This window comes from Tissierella sp., assembly GCF_031460495.1.
In the GTDB taxonomy this organism is placed as follows: domain Bacteria; phylum Bacillota; class Clostridia; order Tissierellales; family Tissierellaceae; genus JAVKTS01.
Genome location: NZ_JAVKTS010000003.1, coordinates 373086 through 390750 on the forward strand (window position 1 = coordinate 373086; position 17665 = coordinate 390750).

The following is a 17665-nucleotide window of genomic DNA, read 5'->3' on the forward strand; positions in this document are numbered from 1 at the left end:
TCACTTTTCACTAAATTCTTATCTTCTGCTATAATTTGGTGATTCCTTTGTAATATGAATATCATGTGGATGATTTTCTATCAATGATGCTGATGTAATCTTTATAAATTTCCCTTTTTCTTGTAACTCATTAATATCTTTTGCTCCAACATATCCCATTCCTGATTTTAGTCCACCAACAAGTTGATATACAACATCTCCTAATGGCCCTCTAAAATGAATTCTACCTTCTACGCCTTCTGGTACATATTTCTTAGTATCTTCTTGGAAATATCTATCTTTACTACCAGAATCCATTGCTCCCATAGAACCCATTCCTCTATATTCCTTAAATCTTCTTCCTTCATATAGAACTTCTTCTCCAGGACTTTCCTCAGTTCCAGCAAATAGGGAACCTGCCATTATTACATTTGCACCTGCTGCAATGGCCTTAGTAATATCTCCTGAATATTTAATCCCACCATCAGCTATAACAGGAATACCATACTCCAAAGCTGCCTCGGCACAATTTATTATAGCTGTAATTTGTGGCACTCCAATGCCAGTTACAACTCTAGTAGTGCAAATGGATCCAGGTCCTATACCAACCTTGACAGCATCTGCTCCTGCTTCTATTAAAGCTACTGTTCCTTCACCTGTAGCCACATTTCCTGCTATTACTTGCAACTTAGGATACTCTCTTTTTATTTTTGTAACAGCTTCCAATACTCCCTTAGAATGTCCGTGAGCAGTATCAAGTACGATAACATCTACCTTAGATTTTACTAAAGCTGCCACTCTCTCCATCATATCTCCTGTAACTCCAACTGCAGCTCCAGCTAATAGTCTTCCAGTACTATCCTTAGCTGAATTTGGGTATTGTATAGATTTTTCTATATCCTTTATAGTTATCAATCCTGATAGCATAAAGTTTTCATCTACCAATGGAAGTTTTTCAATCTTATATTGTTTCATTACTTCCAAAGCTTCGTCCATAGTTATATCTATTTTTGCAGTAACTAAATTTTCCTTAGTCATTACATCATCTATTTTCTTAGAAGTTTCTTTTTCAAATCTAATATCTCTATTGGTTATTATTCCTACTAATTTCCCCGTTTCATCTGTCACTGGAACTCCTGATATATGATATCTTTCCATCAACTCAAGAGCATCTGAAACAATATGATGACGAGATAAAAAAAACGGATCAGTAATTACTCCATGTTCTGATCTTTTAACTTTGTCTACTTCTAAAGCTTGTTTTTCTATAGACATATTCTTATGGATTATTCCAATGCCACCTTCTCTAGCCATAGCTATTGCCATTTTGTATTCAGTTACTGTATCCATCCCTGCACTCATCAAAGGCACATTTAATTTTATATTTTTTGTTAAATAAGTATTAATATTCGTATCCCTTGGTAATACTTCTGATTTACCAGGAAGTAATAGAACATCATCAAAAGTCAAACCTTCACCTACAAATTCCAATTACAACTCCTCCTTATGTTTTTTATTAGTATAACAATATATTAAATTAATAATACTTTATCTATCTTAATAGTATATTGTAATTTATAATGTTAAAAAAAACAAGCCACTTTGAAAAAGAAAAATCTCAAGGTGTTTTAAACCTTGAGATTTTTCTTTTTCATCCCCTGATTACTTTCTTAATTGTTTTGGCATTCTAGGTTGATAAAAGAATCCCCAACAATTAACTCCTGCTCCCAGATTTGCAGCTGCAAGTGATAGACTTGCAACTACTTCAAGTAGGTATTTTTTGTTTTTCATATATATACCTCCTCCCCTTTTATAAAAAAGCTTTTAAAAAATATTAATATATTTAAGTAAGCCTTTTTTACTTATTAATGGAAAGTTCTCTTGTAGTCAAGTATTAATGTAGATCTTTCCTGTTCTTTATAAAAATACTATCTATAAATTAGTTGCCATGGTGGTAGGCTTTATTGTGTGGCGAGTGTCATTTGCGGGTAATCCAATATTAACTATAAATTCATCACCTAAATCCTCAATATTCATACTTCCATTATATTGCTTCACTATAAATTCCACATTTCCTAAGCCCATACCATGATTTTCATGGTCTTCTTTGGTAGTGAATCTTCCTAGAAGTTTCTCTTTTTCTAGCTTTATCGATTCATCCTTTGGGTTATCTATTTGTATGGTCAGGTAATCATTGTCATAACTAATAAATACATTAATTATTCTTTCAAAATCCATAGCAATTAGTCGGCACGCCTCAATGGCATTATCTAATAAATTGCCTAATATAATTGATAAATCAACAAAATCAAATGGTAACTCCTTGGGTAAATTTATGTCAAATTTCATCTCAATACCATCATCAAAAGCCTTATTCTTTTTCATGCTAATGAGTGCAGTAATGACTGGATGATTTGTTTCAATTATGCTATTCATATTACTTATCCTTCCGTTAATTTTTTTTATGTATCTCTTGGCATCTTCAAAATCACCTAAAGATATTAAACCATACAAAGTACCTAAATAATTATTCAAATCATGTCTTTGAGACCTTATTGTCTGAAGAATATCATTCATACTATTTATATAAAAGTCCTTTTTGTGAAACTCTTCTTCCTTAACCTTCCAAATTATTTCCTGTTGATCTTGATATATCTTTTTTTTAGTTGTTGAATATATAACAAAACTAAATATAATAATTCCAAAACCAGTACATAATAAATATAAATATCCATAAATAGATTCAATTTTCATATTCTTATATAGAGTAAATGTCATAAATATAATCATAATATTAAAAAGTCCAATTAAAAGAATAGGGGTAACTTTATTAACTCTTGTGTATATAGGTATTCTGATCTTTTCTGCTAAATATTTGATTACCAAAAAGAATGATATCTTAGAAGCGAAAATTCCTATTATCCTATAAATGTTCATTTCAAGTATCATTGCGGGGGTTACTTTGAAAATTAAAGTTATAATATTCACTACAGCTATTTCTATAATAAACATTAATCCAGTAGCTAAAATACTATAAATTATTGTCCTGTAGAATTTTTCATCTAACAAGTAGGAGTAAATAATATTTGATATAGTGAATATTGCTGCAAATTCTAAAATGCTTATATTATCAAACATCAAATTAATCAAAGAATTGAGAAATATAAGTCCTATTAAAAAAAGCCAATCACTCTTTCTGTCTATTTTCCCTTTCCTAAGTACTTTAATTAAAAACCAGAATACTAGAAGCGTATCTAAGGTATTTGTAAATAGGTTCATCCATAGTAAATTCATTATATAATAATCCCCCTTTATCACATCTCTTACTTAATAATATATCATATTATTATAATCAGGCAACAAAAATAGGATTATATAAAATTGTAAATTAATAAAAATCAATCAAACTTTATTCCTATTTTTGCTAAAATGTATTAAAGTTAAGGATTCCAGGAGAAAACCTGTTGAAGCTATAGTTCCAAGATAATTAAGTTTACTATTTAAATAGACTAAATGAAATATAATGATACTCCCTGCAATAACAGTCCCAAGACTCCTTCGTCTATATAGAATTTCTTCTTCCTCTGTCAATGGCTTATTTTCACTTTCCATCGGAGCATATACAAACACTAGGGCAATGGAAGAAACCACTGCTACTAATATATATTGCTGTTGATAATCTAATGGGATCATCCTTACCAAAGTAATAGATGTGAAAGTAAAAACTACCATACCTATAAAACACCCAATTATTGTTTTTGCATGATAACCACCTGCTTGTACCCTTAGAGAACTAAAAAACATGGTAAAGATAATAGCTTCCTTTACTAAGCCAGTTATGGCTGCAATAGCCATTAGACCCATAGCCTTGAATAATGTAGCTAGGAGTAATTCTAGTCCATAATGGTATACATCTATATCTTCTTCTCCTATAATATTTTTATCACACAATTTTTTCAATGTTACTTTGCATATAAATTCTGTCACTTCATGAAACACCTACCTTAACAATGATAATTATGTATCTATTTGTCATCTTTTCGATGAATTATATGTTTATTATATCATTGTCAATTACAACTATATATTACTTTTTTCCGCCATTTTCCTTCATTTCTCGTCATTTTATGTCGTTTTTTGTTATATTATTGTACTCTTAGACAAAAGAGACCACTAAAAAAGCGTCCTAGCATTCTGAGGCTTAGGAGAAGAATCTTGTTATTTCAGTAAGTTCAAGATACTTCACTAAGGTTCAGTATGACAAAATTGGACTTTTTCAGTAGTCTCTCTTAAAAATCATCTTTGATTATATTTTTATTTTAATTTCATTTCGATTTCGAATATTTCCTTCCAACTATTAGCTATAGGTCTGATTATTTGAGGGCCAATCTTTGATATAATAACTAGTTGAGAGTTTTCATATTCCTCATCTATCAACTTAAAATCAATTCTCTTTCCTACTACATCTACTTGATTCCAACCATCTTCAAGTTTTAAAAATCCCTTCAATCTATATGCATCAGGCTTTATAGCATCAAGAAACTTAATCAAATTTTCCTTCTGTATTTCACCATCATAGGTAAGCATCAAAGTCTTAGGCTTTGTTTCTGGCCCATTTGTAGTTTCTTCACTCTCAGCCCATTTATATTGCATCAAATCCTCATTCAAATAATCATAATCAAGTTTACCAAATTCCATTGTCTCAATAGGAACTATAGAATTAATTTCCTTAATCTTTTCAATAATCTTTGCAAGGGTTTCATCATCTATTAAATCCACCTTGCTTATTACTGCCAAGTGACAATGTTTTATTTGTCTTTCAACAGTTTCCAAATCATCTAATTGATCTAAGAAATTTTCACCATCTATTATACATATTGCTCCCTTATAGTTATATAAATCTCCCTTTGTAGCTTCAATACCACCTAATATCTCTCCAATATTTGAAGGATCTGCAAGCCCAGAGCTTTCCACAAATAAATATTTCAAGTCCCTTTCAGACATTTCGATCATGGCTTGAGCAAAATTAAGCTTCAAACATGAACAAAAAATCGATCCACGATTTATCTCAACTATTTCCATGCCTTCTTTTTTAATAATTTCTCCATCTATGCTAATACGACCGAATTCATTCATTATAACTCCGACCTTTTCTCCAGATAAATCCTCTAAGATATTTGTTAATAAAGTAGTCTTTCCTGATCCTAGAAATCCTGTTAAAAGGTATAAATTAATTTTATTATCCATCATATCACTCCCGTTATATTGATATATTTAAATCTATCTATATGTACAATAAAATTATAACTCCAATAAAGGGGTTAAGTCAATACATGATTGTTATTTTTCTAGCATCTTCTTGAAATCTTCAACCTGTGGTATTCTCCCCACCATGACCACCTTTTCATCAACTACTATCCCAGGAGTAGTCATTACACCATATTTCATCATGGTAATGAGATCTTCCACCTTTTCAACTGTTGCATCAACACCAAGTTCTCCTATGGCTTTAATCGCATTATCATAGGACTTATCACATTTGTCACAACCTGCGCCTAATATCTTTATTATCATTTCTTTCCCTCCTATTATTTCTATTAATTATCATTAAAAGACTAAGTATCATATTAATTAATACCTATATCTTTCATATCTAATCTAGATTCATTATAAATAGTTTATCATATTTTTAATAAATATTCTTGGTAAATCTCCTCATAATTCACTTTCTTATTCTAAACTTATTTACTATTAAATATTATGTACTGAATGCTTAAATTTCCCTCAAAAATTCGAAAATTAGGAGGAGGATATATGAGTTATGAATTTTGGATAGAAGCAGAAAAGTTTTTATATGATTCTTTTTTTATAAATTTAATTATCCTAGGTTTTGCTTTTACATTAATAATCAATAGCTTGTCATTTATAGGATATGATAATAGTAAAGCTTCTAAGATTATTCTATCTATTGTAACTATTTTATTTATTGCATTTGGAATAAATACCGTCACAAAGTTTAATAAATACAAAATATTATATGATTATGATAGATACGCTAATTACGGTGTTAGAAGTTATAAAAAAACTATTATAACATACCAATATCCAGATCGCACTCAAGAAAAATTGTATGATACTTTATTCCTAATAGATAGTTTTAGAAAAGTTTCCATATATGACGAAGAAAAAATAATTGAAAATGTTGAGTTTCTTGGCAGAGATGGTGATAATTTTTATTTTCAAGACCAAGATAGTATATACTATAGAAAATTAGGAAATTGTTTAGAAATAATTGATGATATTTCACTTCCAATAAGAGAAGGAGTACGATTTCATTTAAAAGATTTAAGATTTAAAAATATTGGATTTAAAGAAAAATCTTCCTATACATACTTGTTAACCTATAAAATACCTAAAAGTTTGGAAAATAAAATCTTTGAAAATCTTGAAGATATAAAAATTATGGAACAAGGAGGATTTACATTAGGTTGGATAAATCCTACATCTGCTAACAAACTTCCAACAGCTAAGATAAACCAATAGTCTTTAATCTATGAGTTAGTTGGATTAAAAGATAATTAAAAAACATAGTCTAATGATTAAAATCATCAGACTATGTTTTTTTCTACATTTAATTAAATTTTACTATTTTGCCTTTTCAGGAGTATCAGATAATAGACCGATTTTTTCCCATCCCCACTCGCTAACTACATTTAGATCCCAATAGTTGACTCTATTGTTAATTGCTGATAAATTAATTCTATAGTGAGTTGGTGCTACTACAACTTGTTCATGTACATGTTTTTGCCAATCATGATAAGCTTTAATTAAATAGTCATTATCGATTCCCGTTGCTCCAAATGCATCTTCAGAAGCAATAGCAGCTAATAGTTTATCATTTTCTTCTGATGCAAATCTTGGATAGTTAAATAATGCATCTCTTCCATATAATCCTGATGGATCTGGATTAGAACCAGTACTCCAAGCTCCCATATATAAATCTATATCTGGATTATCTTCTTCAACCATATCATAGAATGCGTTCATTTCTATTAATCTACCATTTTGTAATCCTACATCCAATCCAACTTCTCTCCAGCATTGAACATAGAATTGAGATAGTGGTTCTGCAATGTCTCCACCTGACATAGAAAGAAAATTAATCTTTAATTTATTTCCACTTGGATCTTCTCTCATTCCATCTCCATCTTTATCAACATATCCTGCTTCATCTAGGATTTGCTTTGCTTTTTCTGGATTGTATTCGTATCTTTCTTGACCTGAATTCCAGAAGGTTCCATGTGCTGGAGTAACTAAAGCATTAGCTGGTATTCTCAAACCATTGTAGAATACTTCTCCTACTTCTTCATTATTCATAGAATAAGCTATTGCCTGCCTTAATTTCACATCTGCCATTTTTTTACTTGGATCCATTACAATTGTTTTAGCTTCCGTATCCCATTTCCCATGTTTAAATCCTACATATCCATAAACTGTACTTATGCTAGATAATAACTCGATATTCTCTAAATCTTTATATTCTGGATAACTATTGACATTGATTCCATCAACAATATCAAATGTTCCAGCTTTCAATGCCTCTACAATAGTATCTGGACTTGTTCTTTTATATACAATCTTATCAACCTTAGGTTTTTCTCCAAACCAATATGGATTTGGAACATATTCTACTGATTCTCCTGCCACTATGTTGGAAACCATAAAAGGACCACAAGATAATGGTTTTACTCTAACTTTATCATGTCCTTCCATATCTGCTAATGGAATATCTTTTAAGTAATGTGCTGGTTCAGCATTATAAGTAAGTCCTGCTCCCCATAGTATACCTGGGTAAAACTCCTTGAAGGAAACTTCAAGTGTTTTATCATCAATCTTTTTAAGACCTGAAATAGTGTCTGCAGTTCCTTCATAATATTCTTCAATACCTACTACATTTTTGTAATCACCATCAAATCTTACACCTGTGTAATCTTTGCCTGCTATGCTTTCATATACAAAGATTAAGTCATCTGCAGTTACAGGTACTCCATCAGACCATGTTAAATCTTTGTGAATCTTGTAGGTTGCTGTCTTAGCTTCCCTATTAAATTCAACATTACAATAACCACCATCAGCAATTTCATAGTTTGGACCAGATTTCATAAATGTTCCATTTGTTGGTCCCATTAATTGTGCATCTACATTATTTGAATACAAAAATGTGTTAAAGATACCTTCAAAAGGTGTAGCTGTTACTAAAGCAACATTAAGTGTTCCTCCAACTGTAGCTCCATCTTTTTTAAGAAGCTTAGGATAAGGTAATTCTATTGTTCCTAAGGTACCTGGCTCTTCTGGTTTTGGTTCTTCTGTATCTGGAGTTGTTTCTTCTACTACAGTAGTAGGTTCCTCTACTTCTGGTACATCTACATCTTTTTTACCACACGATGTTAGCAGCAGTGTTAAGACTAGCATTAATGGAATAATAATCTTCCAACTTCTTTTCATTTCCTAATTCCTCCTTTTTTTAGCCTAATCTTTGTTTCGCATCGGACGCCCTTCTAACTGCCTGCCCGACGTAATTTATACACAACATCATTATCAATATCAATAATGATGCAGGTAGCCATAACCATAATTTATTTGACATCGCCCCAGGAGTCCTAGCATAAGATACTAGAGTCCCTAGAGATGGTGTAGAAGGCGGTAATCCGAACCCTAAAAAGGATAATCCAGTTTCTAGCCCAATGTTACCAGCAAAACCTAAGATTAAATCAACAATGATAATTGAACTAATATTAGGCAAGATACCACCATACATAATTTTCAAATCACTTGTTCCCATTATTCTCGAAGCATTTACATAATCCCTTCGATTTTCTGATAATGCCTTACTTCTTACTAGTCTAGTCATGCCCACCCAATAAAATATAGTCATTATAAATATAAAATGCCATATGGTATAGTTAGGTATAACAACTACAAATGTTATAATAAGTAAGGTAGTAGGCAATATAGAGATAAAATCGCATACTCTCATTATCATATTGTCAATTTTCCCTCCATAAAATCCAACAATTAACCCCACAACCATACCTATTCCTGATGTTAGTATAGTTACAGCAAAGCCTATTAAAATGGAGTTCCTACCACCTATTATCAATTGACCAGCAATTGACCTACCACCAATATCAGTTCCTAAAATAAAATCTTTTCCTGGTGCCTTATATTTGTTTCTTAAACTTATCTTCATAACTTCTTCTTGATCTAGTACAAAAGAGCCAACTATTACAGTGGTAAAAATAATAACTAACAGAACAAGACATATTGTTGCCAGTCTATCAACCCTAAATTCTCTTTTTATTACCTTCCAAAATGATGGAACATCACTAACAGATTTTAATGTCTCTTCATCTATTTCAGAGGCAACATTTCTTGCATGTTTTTTTTCTTTACTCATTTCTGTTACCCCCTATTCTATCCTTATTCTTGGATCAACAATTGTCATTATTATATCTGACAATAGACTTCCAAATAGCGTTAAAACACCAAATAATAATACTAAAGAATTCATTACAGAATAGTCCCTACTAGTGATTGATGTAATAAACAATTCCCCCATCCCTGAATATCCAAAAATTGTTTCAATGAAAACAGAGCCACTTAAAAGTCCAGTAATGGTAAATCCAAAGAATGCAGCTATTGGAAGTAGTGAATTTCTAAATATATGATGAGTATATACTTTATTTATAGGAACTCCTTTACTCTTAGCTGTTTTTACATAATCTTGAGTTTTGGCATCAATTACTTCATTTCTTAGATATTGTATAGTTCCAGTAGTCCGTAACACTGCAGCAGTAATTGCAGGTAATATCATATAATGTAATTTACTCAGAAAATAAGCAAAAGTTCCTTTTTCTATTCCTATTTCAACAGATCCAGTAGTGGGAGCCCATCCCAATTTATATCCGAATATTAATAATAGGAGCAAGGCTAGGACGAAGGAAGGTATGGCGTAACTAATAAAATTATACATTATTACACCTTTATCAAAAGTAGAATTTTGATATCTCCCAGCATATATCCCTAGTGGTATTGCTATTAAATATGTCAATGTTAAAGTGAGTAATGATAGTGATAATGTATTTTTAGCCCTTTCCCCGATTAATGAAGAAACTGGTACTTTATAGGTATAGGACTTCCCGAAATCTCCATCCCTAAGAATTCTAACAATCCAATTCTTATATTGAACAGGTATAGGATCATTCAGTCCAGCTTTCTCTCTTAATTCCTCAATGACTAGAGAATCTATATTTGGATTAGATATTAAACCTGTAAATGGATCTCCAGGCATCATCTTCCCTAATCCAAAGACAATCAGACTCAATACTATAAGCTGAGGTATCATAATGAGTACTCTACGTAATACTGTTTTCCACATTTTATAAATCCTCCTTGCTTTTTATTGCAACATAATGGGTTTGAGATATCTGAACTAAATCGAATACCTTACCATCTTTGTCATAGAATAGGTTTTCGTTCTCACTATATTCCTGCTCAACTTTAATTCTATGGATACGATTTTCTTCTCTATTAGCAGCATCAATTTCTGGAATAGCAGCAATTAATCTTTTAGTATAAATATGCTGAGGATTATTATATATGTCATCCCTTGTCCCTGTTTCCACAAATCTTCCTCTATGCATAATATATATGTAATCACACATATGCTTCACTACTCCTAAGTCGTGAGAGATAAAAAGATAACTTAGATTAAAATCTTTTTGTATCTCCTTCAAAAAATTTAACACCTGTGCTTGAACTGATAAATCAAGAGCAGAAACAGGCTCATCTGCAACAATTAGTTTTGGATTTAAGGATACAGCCCTTGCTACACCCATTCTTTGTCTTTGGCCTCCAGAGAATTCATGAGGATATCTGTATAAGGCATCTGCAGGCATCCCAACTATATTCAACAATTTTAAAACCTTTTCTATTTCTTCCTCTTTGGATAATTTTTCATGGTTTCGAATTGGTTCAGCAATAATATCTCGAATTCTTTTTTTAGGGTCTAAACTAGATAAAACATCTTGAAATATCATTTGGACTTCTTTCATATATCCAAGTTTTTTCCTAAGCCTTTTTGTATGAACTCGTTGTCCATTATATAAAATTACTCCAGCTGTTGGCTTCTCCAATCCAACGATGGTTTTTCCAATTGTGGTTTTCCCTGATCCTGATTCACCAATAAGTCCATAGGTCTTTCCTTCTTCTATTGAAAGATTGATTCCATCAACTGCATAAGTATATTCTTTTATAGTATTAAAAAAGCCACCACGAATAGGAAAATGGACCTTTAAATCCTTAATTTCTAGAAAACTCATTTTAGCAACCTCCTTCGTTCTCGAAGTGGAAATTTTTCCAGCATGTACATCTTACAAAATGATTCTTTAAAACCTCATGGAGCACAGGATTCGCTTCATGTTCTGATTCTGATATCCATGGAATTCTTGATGCAAAGCGACATCCTTCCCTTGGTAAGTTTTTTAAAGATGGAACCATTCCATGAATAACATGGAGCTCTTCTCCTATTAAATCAGCTTGAGGTATTGATTGTAATAGTGACCTTGTATAAGGGTGAAGAGGATTACTAAATAGTTCCTTGGCAGTAGCAATCTCAACAAATTCTCCAGCATACATTACAGCTATTCTATCTGCCATCTGTGCAACTACTCCTAAATCATGAGTAATCAGGATAATTCCTGCATCAATTTCATCTTGAAGCTGTGTTAAAAGATCTAAAATTTGAGCTTGTATTGTAACATCTAATGCCGTAGTAGGCTCATCTGCTATAATAATATTAGGCTTGCAGGAAAGGGCAATAGCAATCAAAACTCTTTGTCTCATACCACCAGATAATTGATGTGGAAATTGATTAGCTGTTCTTTTAGGATTATTAATTCCCACTTGGTCTAAAAGCTGTAACATCCTTTCATATCTTTGTTTTTTGTCTAAGTCAGTATGATAGATTAAGGATTCTTCTATCTGTTTCCCAATCTTATGTAATGGATTTAATGATGCCAATGGATCTTGAAAAATAAAGCCGATTTCCTTACCTCTAATCTGATTTAATTGTTCCTCAGTATAGTTCACCATATTTTCACCATTGTAAATTATTTCTCCACTGACTTTAGTAAAATTTTTATCATGTAATCCTACTATGGAGTTAGCAATTGTACTTTTACCACAACCAGATTCTCCAACTATAGCTAGTATCTCATTTTTATATAAGGAAAAAGAAACTCCATCTACTCCGTCAAAATACTCATCCTGAAATCTAAATGCAGTGTGCAAATCTTTAATCTCTAATATCTTTTCAGTTCCCATCTCTCAATTCCTCTCTAAATATATTTGTTTACCAGTTTCTCATGTAAATGTGAACACAAATATTTAGCCTTTGGATATAATCCAACCCTCCTTCCACAAATATATATTATTGGTAAAACTTTACTTATTAGATTATACTCAGACTAGTACTATATTTATGCCTATATACCTTTTAAAATATATTTAGTCAAAAAAAAGAGCCCTTGGGCTCTTATATTCCATCTACTACTATTTCATAGCAGTTAAGTATATTTATTATATTATTTCCATCACCATATACTAATTCTCCAGTATATCTCGTAGAATCCCCACTATTTATTTCAGTAGTACTCCATTTTACATTTCCTTGTAACCCACTATCATTATTAGTAATGGTTTCTACTTTAATATTTGAATCTTCATTTATTCTTACTTTTAATCTATGAATATTATCCACTATTAAATTATTCTCTAAACTATCAACTATTAAATCCAACTCATTACCACCATTTACCTCTATTTCTATATTATCTGGTATGGTAATACTTAAATCATTAAGATTATAATAATGATAATCTACCTTCTCTTTAAATGTAATATACATAATATTTCCTGATTTATTTACACTTATATAATCTTCCTTTAATAAACTCTCAGCATCTTCTCTACTAGAAGTAGTAATATTTATAAATCCCGAAGTGCTTATTTTATCATTCTTTCTAGTTCTAACTGTTAATCCAGAATATTTTGCACCATCTATCACTATTTTTTCTATAGTATTCTCAACATCATACTCCCTAAAGGGTAATTCATAATTAAAGGTCTGTGATGATATTCTAGATTTTATGGCTGTCATTACATCAGTCTCTATTAATCCATAGATTCCAATGTTTACAAATAATATAGTTGTTACTATAAATATAGAGAAGATATCATATTTTATCTTTACTTCATCGTCCTTAGATTTATAGCTATGCCATAGTATTTCTCCACCTAGCAATATTAGTATTCCTGGCCAGAATTTTATAGACAATTCTACAGCAGATATTTGATTAATTTGGGCTATAAAGATTAATATCCCAAATCCTATTAACACAATAGCCATAGATATGGATCCTATTCTTCTATTTTTCATCTTCTTCTCCGTCCTCCTCTACTTCTATTTCTTCATATATAACTTCTAGCTCTTTTTTATTCTTTAATATCTTGAAACCACCAATTATAAATATTAAGGATACTATTGATGTTTGAATGTAGTTCTTTATTTGATATATTATATTATAATCAAAATATGTTGATAGAACTGATGATATAATTGGATATAGTATCTTTTGAAGTACTATAAATACACCAATCACTATAAGTCCTATGCCTATATGCTCGTGTTTAACGGCTGGTAATATCTTTGAAAAGTCTATGTCTACATCTTCAACATTGTTTCCATTCAAGGTATGGAATGCATCAAAGAAGGAGTAAAACCAAATCAGTGGCAATAAAAATAGTAAAAAACTTAAATTCAGCCAACCCATGAAGAATATGGCAAAGAAAAATATTCCCATATATACTATGCCTTTCTTTTGATAGCCAAGATACATATGTCCTGCACCTGGTATCATAGATAGAGCTAAGGTGATTATTTTCTTATTAGATTTCTTTGTCTCTTCTGAATTCCAACGCTCTTCAATTTCAGATTTATTTCCATATCTTATGGTATTAAGTGTAGAAAAAGCATCTACTAAAGCTACTAACCATATAATAGGGATACCTGCTAATAAAATTAATGGATCATCACGGCCTGTTAAGATTGCCAATCCCACTGAACCTACACATAATCCCCCAAATAAGATTAAATATATAAACCCTCTTTCCATATATCCTAGATAAAAATGTGATAATCCTGGTAAAAATGATAATAAAAATGTCATAAACTTACTTTTTGGTCTCATATTAATCCTCCTTACTTATTCTAAATTGAAAATTTCTTATAAAGTTTGATGTCTTATTTGTAATAGACTCTGAAAAATCATATATTACATTGGATTTCACCCTATTATCTTGAAGAGATATATTTGCTGTTATCTGAGGTACAGTATCTACTACCTTAGTGAAAAATCCACTTGCTGTTAAAATAATGGCCACAGATGCTACTGCAGTATAATATATGAAGAAATCATTAGATGTTTTTGTTTTCTTCTTTACTGTTTTCTTAATAGGTCTTATGTTCTTTATATTATCCATTACATTTTCAGTAAAATTTCTCGGTACTAGATTTTCTGCCCTCTCTATTTCTGATTCATCTATGAGCGAAAGAAAAATATCCATACATTCATCACATAGAAGTAGGTGTTCTTCCATTTCTTCATGGATTTTCTTATCCAGAAGATTATTCTTATACAAAATCCATTCCATACAATCATAATGTTTCATTTTCTTCCCTCCATTTCTCTTTTAACATATTTCTTCCACGATAAAGTCTGGATGCTATGGTTTTTACAGATACTTCCTCTTCTTCAGCTATTTCTTCGTAGGACTTCCCCTGTAAATAGAACTTCACAATGACTTCCTCATATATTTGAGGAACCGATTTGCATAGTTTAGCTATGGATTCCTTCTTTTCCTTCTGTATCAATATTTCTTCAGGACTGTCATCATGTCTTAATTTAGGACTATTAATTAATTCTTCGCCATTCTCAAATACTTCTTCTTTAAATTTACTCTTCTTCTTCCTAAGCCAGTCTATAGATTTATTGGATGCAATTCTACCTATCCAACCTTTAAAATTATCCTCTTGATACTTTGGGAGAGAGAGATAAATCTGTAAAAATACTTCTTGAGCAACATTTTCTACTTCATTATAATCCTTGATAAAATTAAGAATAATAGCAAATACATAATTTTTATATAGATCAACTATTTTGGCAAAAGAATCCTGATCTCCATCTAATGCCTTTTTTATCAGTACTGATTCATTAATCAATATCTCCCCTCCTTCTCTCTAATTATAACGCAAATAAAAAACAAAATACTGCAAGAAATAAAAATAAGTTTAGAAATCGGTGCCAGGCACCGAATTCCAAACTTATTGAGTTTATTAATAGATGTATGATTGCGATAAATTATAATTTTGTAAATTTCCTTCGTACACAAGATTTAATTCTTTACATTCCCTAAAATCCCTAGGTGATGTTAGTGCTGTATGTTTATTTATAAGTTTAATACCACTATTATTGAGTAAGGATGATACAAATTGAGAACAAAAATAATTGTATTTTCTTTCTACTGGGTAGTTTACCATTACTCCTATAAGACCAATTAAATTATAACCATATTTATCCCCGTCTTTTTTGAACTTCTGTAATTCTCTCATTAGCTTTCTATATTGAATATTATTTATTTCCAGTGAATATAATGCACATGTGGTTTGCGGAAACCTAGCATATGTTCCACTTTCAATATCTTCCCGCACAAATCCTGCAAAGATTGGATTTCTAGGTCTTAACCTCCCAAAGCTATATAATTCCTTCAACTCTTCATCAAAGGCAATTGAAACATGAGAATATGGTTCCTTTGTATATTTATTTATGACCTTAGAAAGCACCGATCCACTATAGGTAAGTAATATATAGATTGTATGCTTCTTCATTTTAACGCCTCCCCCCTGAATTAGCACTTTAATATCCCCTTTCATTATATTACATCTTTTTAACAATTATATCAATAAGAATATATTGCACTTTATTAATATAACGAAGGAAATAAACTTATTGCTGCAAAAAAAGAACCGTAAAAACAAAAGAACCAATTTAATGGTTCTTTTGCAATATATTAGTTTAATTATCTGCTAATGCTTCTTCCATATTATCTTCATTATCTGATTCTATAATAATTGGTTTCTTTCCTACAATATTCTCCTTACTTGTAAAGGTAGTTATTATATCTGTTAAATCTATACCTGTCAAATCCTTTACAGTTTGAAAACCATTTGTGGTTATATCAGTTACCACTTTTGTCAACTTTGATGCCCCTTCTCTACCCCCATTATCTATTATTGTTATCTTATCCACTTGTTCCATTGGTTTTGCAACTGCAGCCATTATCTCAGGTAATCTTCCCACTACCAATTCTACTATAGCAGCGTCACCATATTTAGCCATTGCATCAGCTAATCTATCCTTGGATTCTGCTTCTGCTACACCCTTTGCTTTAATTGATTCTGCCTCTGCTAATCCCCTTGCCTTGATGGCCTCAGCTTCTGCTATGGCTGCAATCTTAAGTGCATCTGCTTCTGCTATGGCTTTAATTCTAATGGACTCTGCATGGGCTTCTGCTTGCTTTATATATCTAACCTTCTCCGCCTCAGCATTTACTTCAGTTTCATATTTCTTTGCATCAGCCGGTTTTTTCACCTCAGCTACAAGTCTTTCTTCCACTACCATTGCATTCTTCTTAGCTAATGCAGCCTGTTGTTCTGCTACTAAAGATTCATTCTCAATTTCCTTTAATTTATATGCAACATCGGCATCTGCCTTAGCTCTATCTTGCTCTGCTCTATAGCTTTCAACTTTAATTGATTTATTTCTTTGACCTTCAGCAATTTCAGTTTCAGCTAATAGTTTAGCCTTTTCGCCTTCTCTGATTGCATTTGCATTGCGTATCTCTGTATCCATCTTTCTCTCAGCTGTAGCAATATCAGCATCAGACTTAGCTGCAGCTATTTGAGGTATAGCTCTATTCTCTAGATAGCCTCCTTGAGTTGATATTCTAAGTATAGAGTATGAAATAAGCAATAGTCCCATGAAATGTAATTCTTCTCTGATATCATCTTCTATTCTCTGCTCAAATGCTGCCCTATCTTCATTTATCTGCTCCACAGTAAGAGTTGATATTATTCCTCTTAGTTTACCTTCTAGGATTTGTTCTACCATACTACTAATAACTGATACTGTGTTTTTTGCTCCGCCACTGCAAAACTGTTCTACTGCCTTAAGTATGCTATCAGTATTATTATTTACTTTTACTATGGCTGTACCCACTATATTTACAAATATCCCTTGCTTGGAAGGTGCTTCGTTTACATCTGTTGTCATACTAATATTTTCTAGAGAAATCGTACATGAAGCCTCTAAAAATGGAACCATAAGTCCCCCTTTACCTGATAATACCCTTTTCTTTAACCCAGTGATTACCATTGCCTTATCTGCCGGTACCTTTCTCCAGAACAAAAGCAAAATAAGTAAAATCCCTACTACTCCCCCTACAATAAATATGTACTCCATTAAAAAACCCCCTTTTTGAAATTATATTAGAATATATAGGCTATATA

Annotated in this window: 18 protein-coding genes; 1 reads left to right on the top strand and 17 read right to left on the bottom strand. The window is 31.4% G+C overall.

Annotated features, from left to right (window positions below; all coding sequences use genetic code 11):
* Nucleotides 1-18 precede the first annotated feature (18 nt).
* The 6 genes from guaB to RIN63_RS09525 all read right to left on the bottom strand — a co-directional run bounded on the left by guaB (nucleotide 19) and on the right by RIN63_RS09525 (nucleotide 5553).
* Nucleotides 19-1470, bottom strand: coding sequence for an IMP dehydrogenase (guaB, locus tag RIN63_RS09500; protein ID WP_310444489.1), 1452 nt, complete (start codon nucleotides 1468-1470; stop codon nucleotides 19-21).
* A 171-nt stretch (nucleotides 1471-1641) separates the two neighbouring features.
* Nucleotides 1642-1770, bottom strand: a complete 129-nt coding sequence (locus RIN63_RS09505) for a cyclic lactone autoinducer peptide (RefSeq protein ID WP_310444490.1) — start codon at nucleotides 1768-1770, stop codon at nucleotides 1642-1644.
* 141 nt (nucleotides 1771-1911) lie between these two features.
* Nucleotides 1912-3273 carry a GHKL domain-containing protein gene (locus RIN63_RS09510; protein ID WP_310444491.1) on the bottom strand — a complete coding sequence of 454 codons (1362 nt, stop codon included), beginning with the start codon at nucleotides 3271-3273 and terminating at the stop codon, nucleotides 1912-1914.
* A gap of 108 nt (nucleotides 3274-3381) precedes the next feature.
* On the bottom strand, nucleotides 3382-3966 hold the full coding sequence (locus RIN63_RS09515) for an accessory gene regulator B family protein (protein WP_310444492.1): 585 nt from the start codon (nucleotides 3964-3966) through the stop codon (nucleotides 3382-3384).
* Nucleotides 3967-4293: 327 nt separating this feature from the next.
* A complete protein-coding gene (locus RIN63_RS09520) occupies nucleotides 4294-5226 on the bottom strand; it encodes a CobW family GTP-binding protein (protein ID WP_310444493.1) in 933 nt (310 codons plus the stop codon).
* Nucleotides 5227-5319: 93 nt separating this feature from the next.
* Complete coding sequence (locus RIN63_RS09525) at nucleotides 5320-5553, bottom strand: thioredoxin family protein (RefSeq protein WP_310444494.1); 234 nt, start codon at nucleotides 5551-5553, stop codon at nucleotides 5320-5322.
* A 240-nt stretch (nucleotides 5554-5793) separates the two neighbouring features.
* Here RIN63_RS09525 and RIN63_RS09530 point away from each other — a divergent pair, with 240 nt between their 5' ends.
* Nucleotides 5794-6522, top strand: coding sequence for a hypothetical protein (locus tag RIN63_RS09530; protein ID WP_310444495.1), 729 nt, complete (start codon nucleotides 5794-5796; stop codon nucleotides 6520-6522).
* Between the two features lie 102 nt (nucleotides 6523-6624).
* On the opposite strand, the gene RIN63_RS09535 is transcribed toward RIN63_RS09530, so the two are convergent.
* From RIN63_RS09535 to RIN63_RS09585, 11 genes are all read right to left on the bottom strand, one after another.
* The gene (locus RIN63_RS09535; RefSeq protein WP_310444496.1) at nucleotides 6625-8484 is read right to left on the bottom strand and encodes an oligopeptide ABC transporter substrate-binding protein; all 1860 of its coding nucleotides are present in this window, start codon (nucleotides 8482-8484) and stop codon (nucleotides 6625-6627) included.
* 19 nt (nucleotides 8485-8503) lie between these two features.
* Nucleotides 8504-9436, bottom strand: a complete 933-nt coding sequence (locus RIN63_RS09540; RefSeq protein WP_310444497.1) for an ABC transporter permease — start codon at nucleotides 9434-9436, stop codon at nucleotides 8504-8506.
* Between the two features lie 12 nt (nucleotides 9437-9448).
* Nucleotides 9449-10417 carry an oligopeptide ABC transporter permease gene (opp4B, locus tag RIN63_RS09545; protein WP_310444498.1) on the bottom strand — a complete coding sequence of 323 codons (969 nt, stop codon included), beginning with the start codon at nucleotides 10415-10417 and terminating at the stop codon, nucleotides 9449-9451.
* Nucleotide 10418: 1 nt separating this feature from the next.
* Complete coding sequence (locus RIN63_RS09550) at nucleotides 10419-11360, bottom strand: ATP-binding cassette domain-containing protein (RefSeq protein WP_310444499.1); 942 nt, start codon at nucleotides 11358-11360, stop codon at nucleotides 10419-10421.
* A 1-nt stretch (nucleotide 11361) separates the two neighbouring features.
* The gene (locus RIN63_RS09555) at nucleotides 11362-12363 is read right to left on the bottom strand and encodes an ABC transporter ATP-binding protein (protein ID WP_310444500.1); all 1002 of its coding nucleotides are present in this window, start codon (nucleotides 12361-12363) and stop codon (nucleotides 11362-11364) included.
* Between the two features lie 211 nt (nucleotides 12364-12574).
* On the bottom strand, nucleotides 12575-13477 hold the full coding sequence (locus RIN63_RS09560) for a hypothetical protein (protein WP_310444501.1): 903 nt from the start codon (nucleotides 13475-13477) through the stop codon (nucleotides 12575-12577).
* Complete coding sequence (locus RIN63_RS09565) at nucleotides 13467-14288, bottom strand: NINE protein (protein ID WP_310444502.1); 822 nt, start codon at nucleotides 14286-14288, stop codon at nucleotides 13467-13469. Before RIN63_RS09565 ends, RIN63_RS09560 begins: the two co-directional genes overlap by 11 nt.
* 1 nt (nucleotide 14289) lies before the next feature.
* Nucleotides 14290-14769 carry a hypothetical protein gene (locus RIN63_RS09570; RefSeq protein ID WP_310444503.1) on the bottom strand — a complete coding sequence of 160 codons (480 nt, stop codon included), beginning with the start codon at nucleotides 14767-14769 and terminating at the stop codon, nucleotides 14290-14292.
* The gene (locus tag RIN63_RS09575; RefSeq protein ID WP_310444504.1) at nucleotides 14756-15319 is read right to left on the bottom strand and encodes a sigma-70 family RNA polymerase sigma factor; all 564 of its coding nucleotides are present in this window, start codon (nucleotides 15317-15319) and stop codon (nucleotides 14756-14758) included. Before RIN63_RS09575 ends, RIN63_RS09570 begins: the two co-directional genes overlap by 14 nt.
* 114 nt (nucleotides 15320-15433) lie before the next feature.
* Nucleotides 15434-15985, bottom strand: a complete 552-nt coding sequence (locus RIN63_RS09580) for a hypothetical protein (protein ID WP_310444505.1) — start codon at nucleotides 15983-15985, stop codon at nucleotides 15434-15436.
* A gap of 187 nt (nucleotides 15986-16172) precedes the next feature.
* Complete coding sequence (locus tag RIN63_RS09585; RefSeq protein ID WP_310444506.1) at nucleotides 16173-17618, bottom strand: SPFH domain-containing protein; 1446 nt, start codon at nucleotides 17616-17618, stop codon at nucleotides 16173-16175.
* Nucleotides 17619-17665: the final 47 nt, after the last annotated feature.

Coding starts and splice junctions, on each gene's coding strand:
- RIN63_RS09505 (WP_310444490.1), bottom strand. CDS start 1,770: ATGAAAAACAAAAAATACCTACTTGAAGTAGTTGCAAGTCTATCACTT.
- RIN63_RS09510 (WP_310444491.1), bottom strand. CDS start 3,273: ATGAATTTACTATGGATGAACCTATTTACAAATACCTTAGATACGCTT.
- RIN63_RS09520 (WP_310444493.1), bottom strand. CDS start 5,226: ATGGATAATAAAATTAATTTATACCTTTTAACAGGATTTCTAGGATCA.
- RIN63_RS09525 (WP_310444494.1), bottom strand. CDS start 5,553: ATGATAATAAAGATATTAGGCGCAGGTTGTGACAAATGTGATAAGTCC.
- RIN63_RS09530 (WP_310444495.1), top strand. CDS start 5,794: ATGAGTTATGAATTTTGGATAGAAGCAGAAAAGTTTTTATATGATTCT.
- RIN63_RS09535 (WP_310444496.1), bottom strand. CDS start 8,484: ATGAAAAGAAGTTGGAAGATTATTATTCCATTAATGCTAGTCTTAACA.
- RIN63_RS09540 (WP_310444497.1), bottom strand. CDS start 9,436: ATGAGTAAAGAAAAAAAACATGCAAGAAATGTTGCCTCTGAAATAGAT.
- opp4B (WP_310444498.1), bottom strand. CDS start 10,417: ATGTGGAAAACAGTATTACGTAGAGTACTCATTATGATACCTCAGCTT.
- RIN63_RS09550 (WP_310444499.1), bottom strand. CDS start 11,360: ATGAGTTTTCTAGAAATTAAGGATTTAAAGGTCCATTTTCCTATTCGT.
- RIN63_RS09555 (WP_310444500.1), bottom strand. CDS start 12,363: ATGGGAACTGAAAAGATATTAGAGATTAAAGATTTGCACACTGCATTT.
- RIN63_RS09560 (WP_310444501.1), bottom strand. CDS start 13,477: ATGAAAAATAGAAGAATAGGATCCATATCTATGGCTATTGTGTTAATA.
- RIN63_RS09565 (WP_310444502.1), bottom strand. CDS start 14,288: ATGAGACCAAAAAGTAAGTTTATGACATTTTTATTATCATTTTTACCA.
- RIN63_RS09570 (WP_310444503.1), bottom strand. CDS start 14,769: ATGAAACATTATGATTGTATGGAATGGATTTTGTATAAGAATAATCTT.
- RIN63_RS09580 (WP_310444505.1), bottom strand. CDS start 15,985: ATGAAGAAGCATACAATCTATATATTACTTACCTATAGTGGATCGGTG.
- RIN63_RS09585 (WP_310444506.1), bottom strand. CDS start 17,618: ATGGAGTACATATTTATTGTAGGGGGAGTAGTAGGGATTTTACTTATT.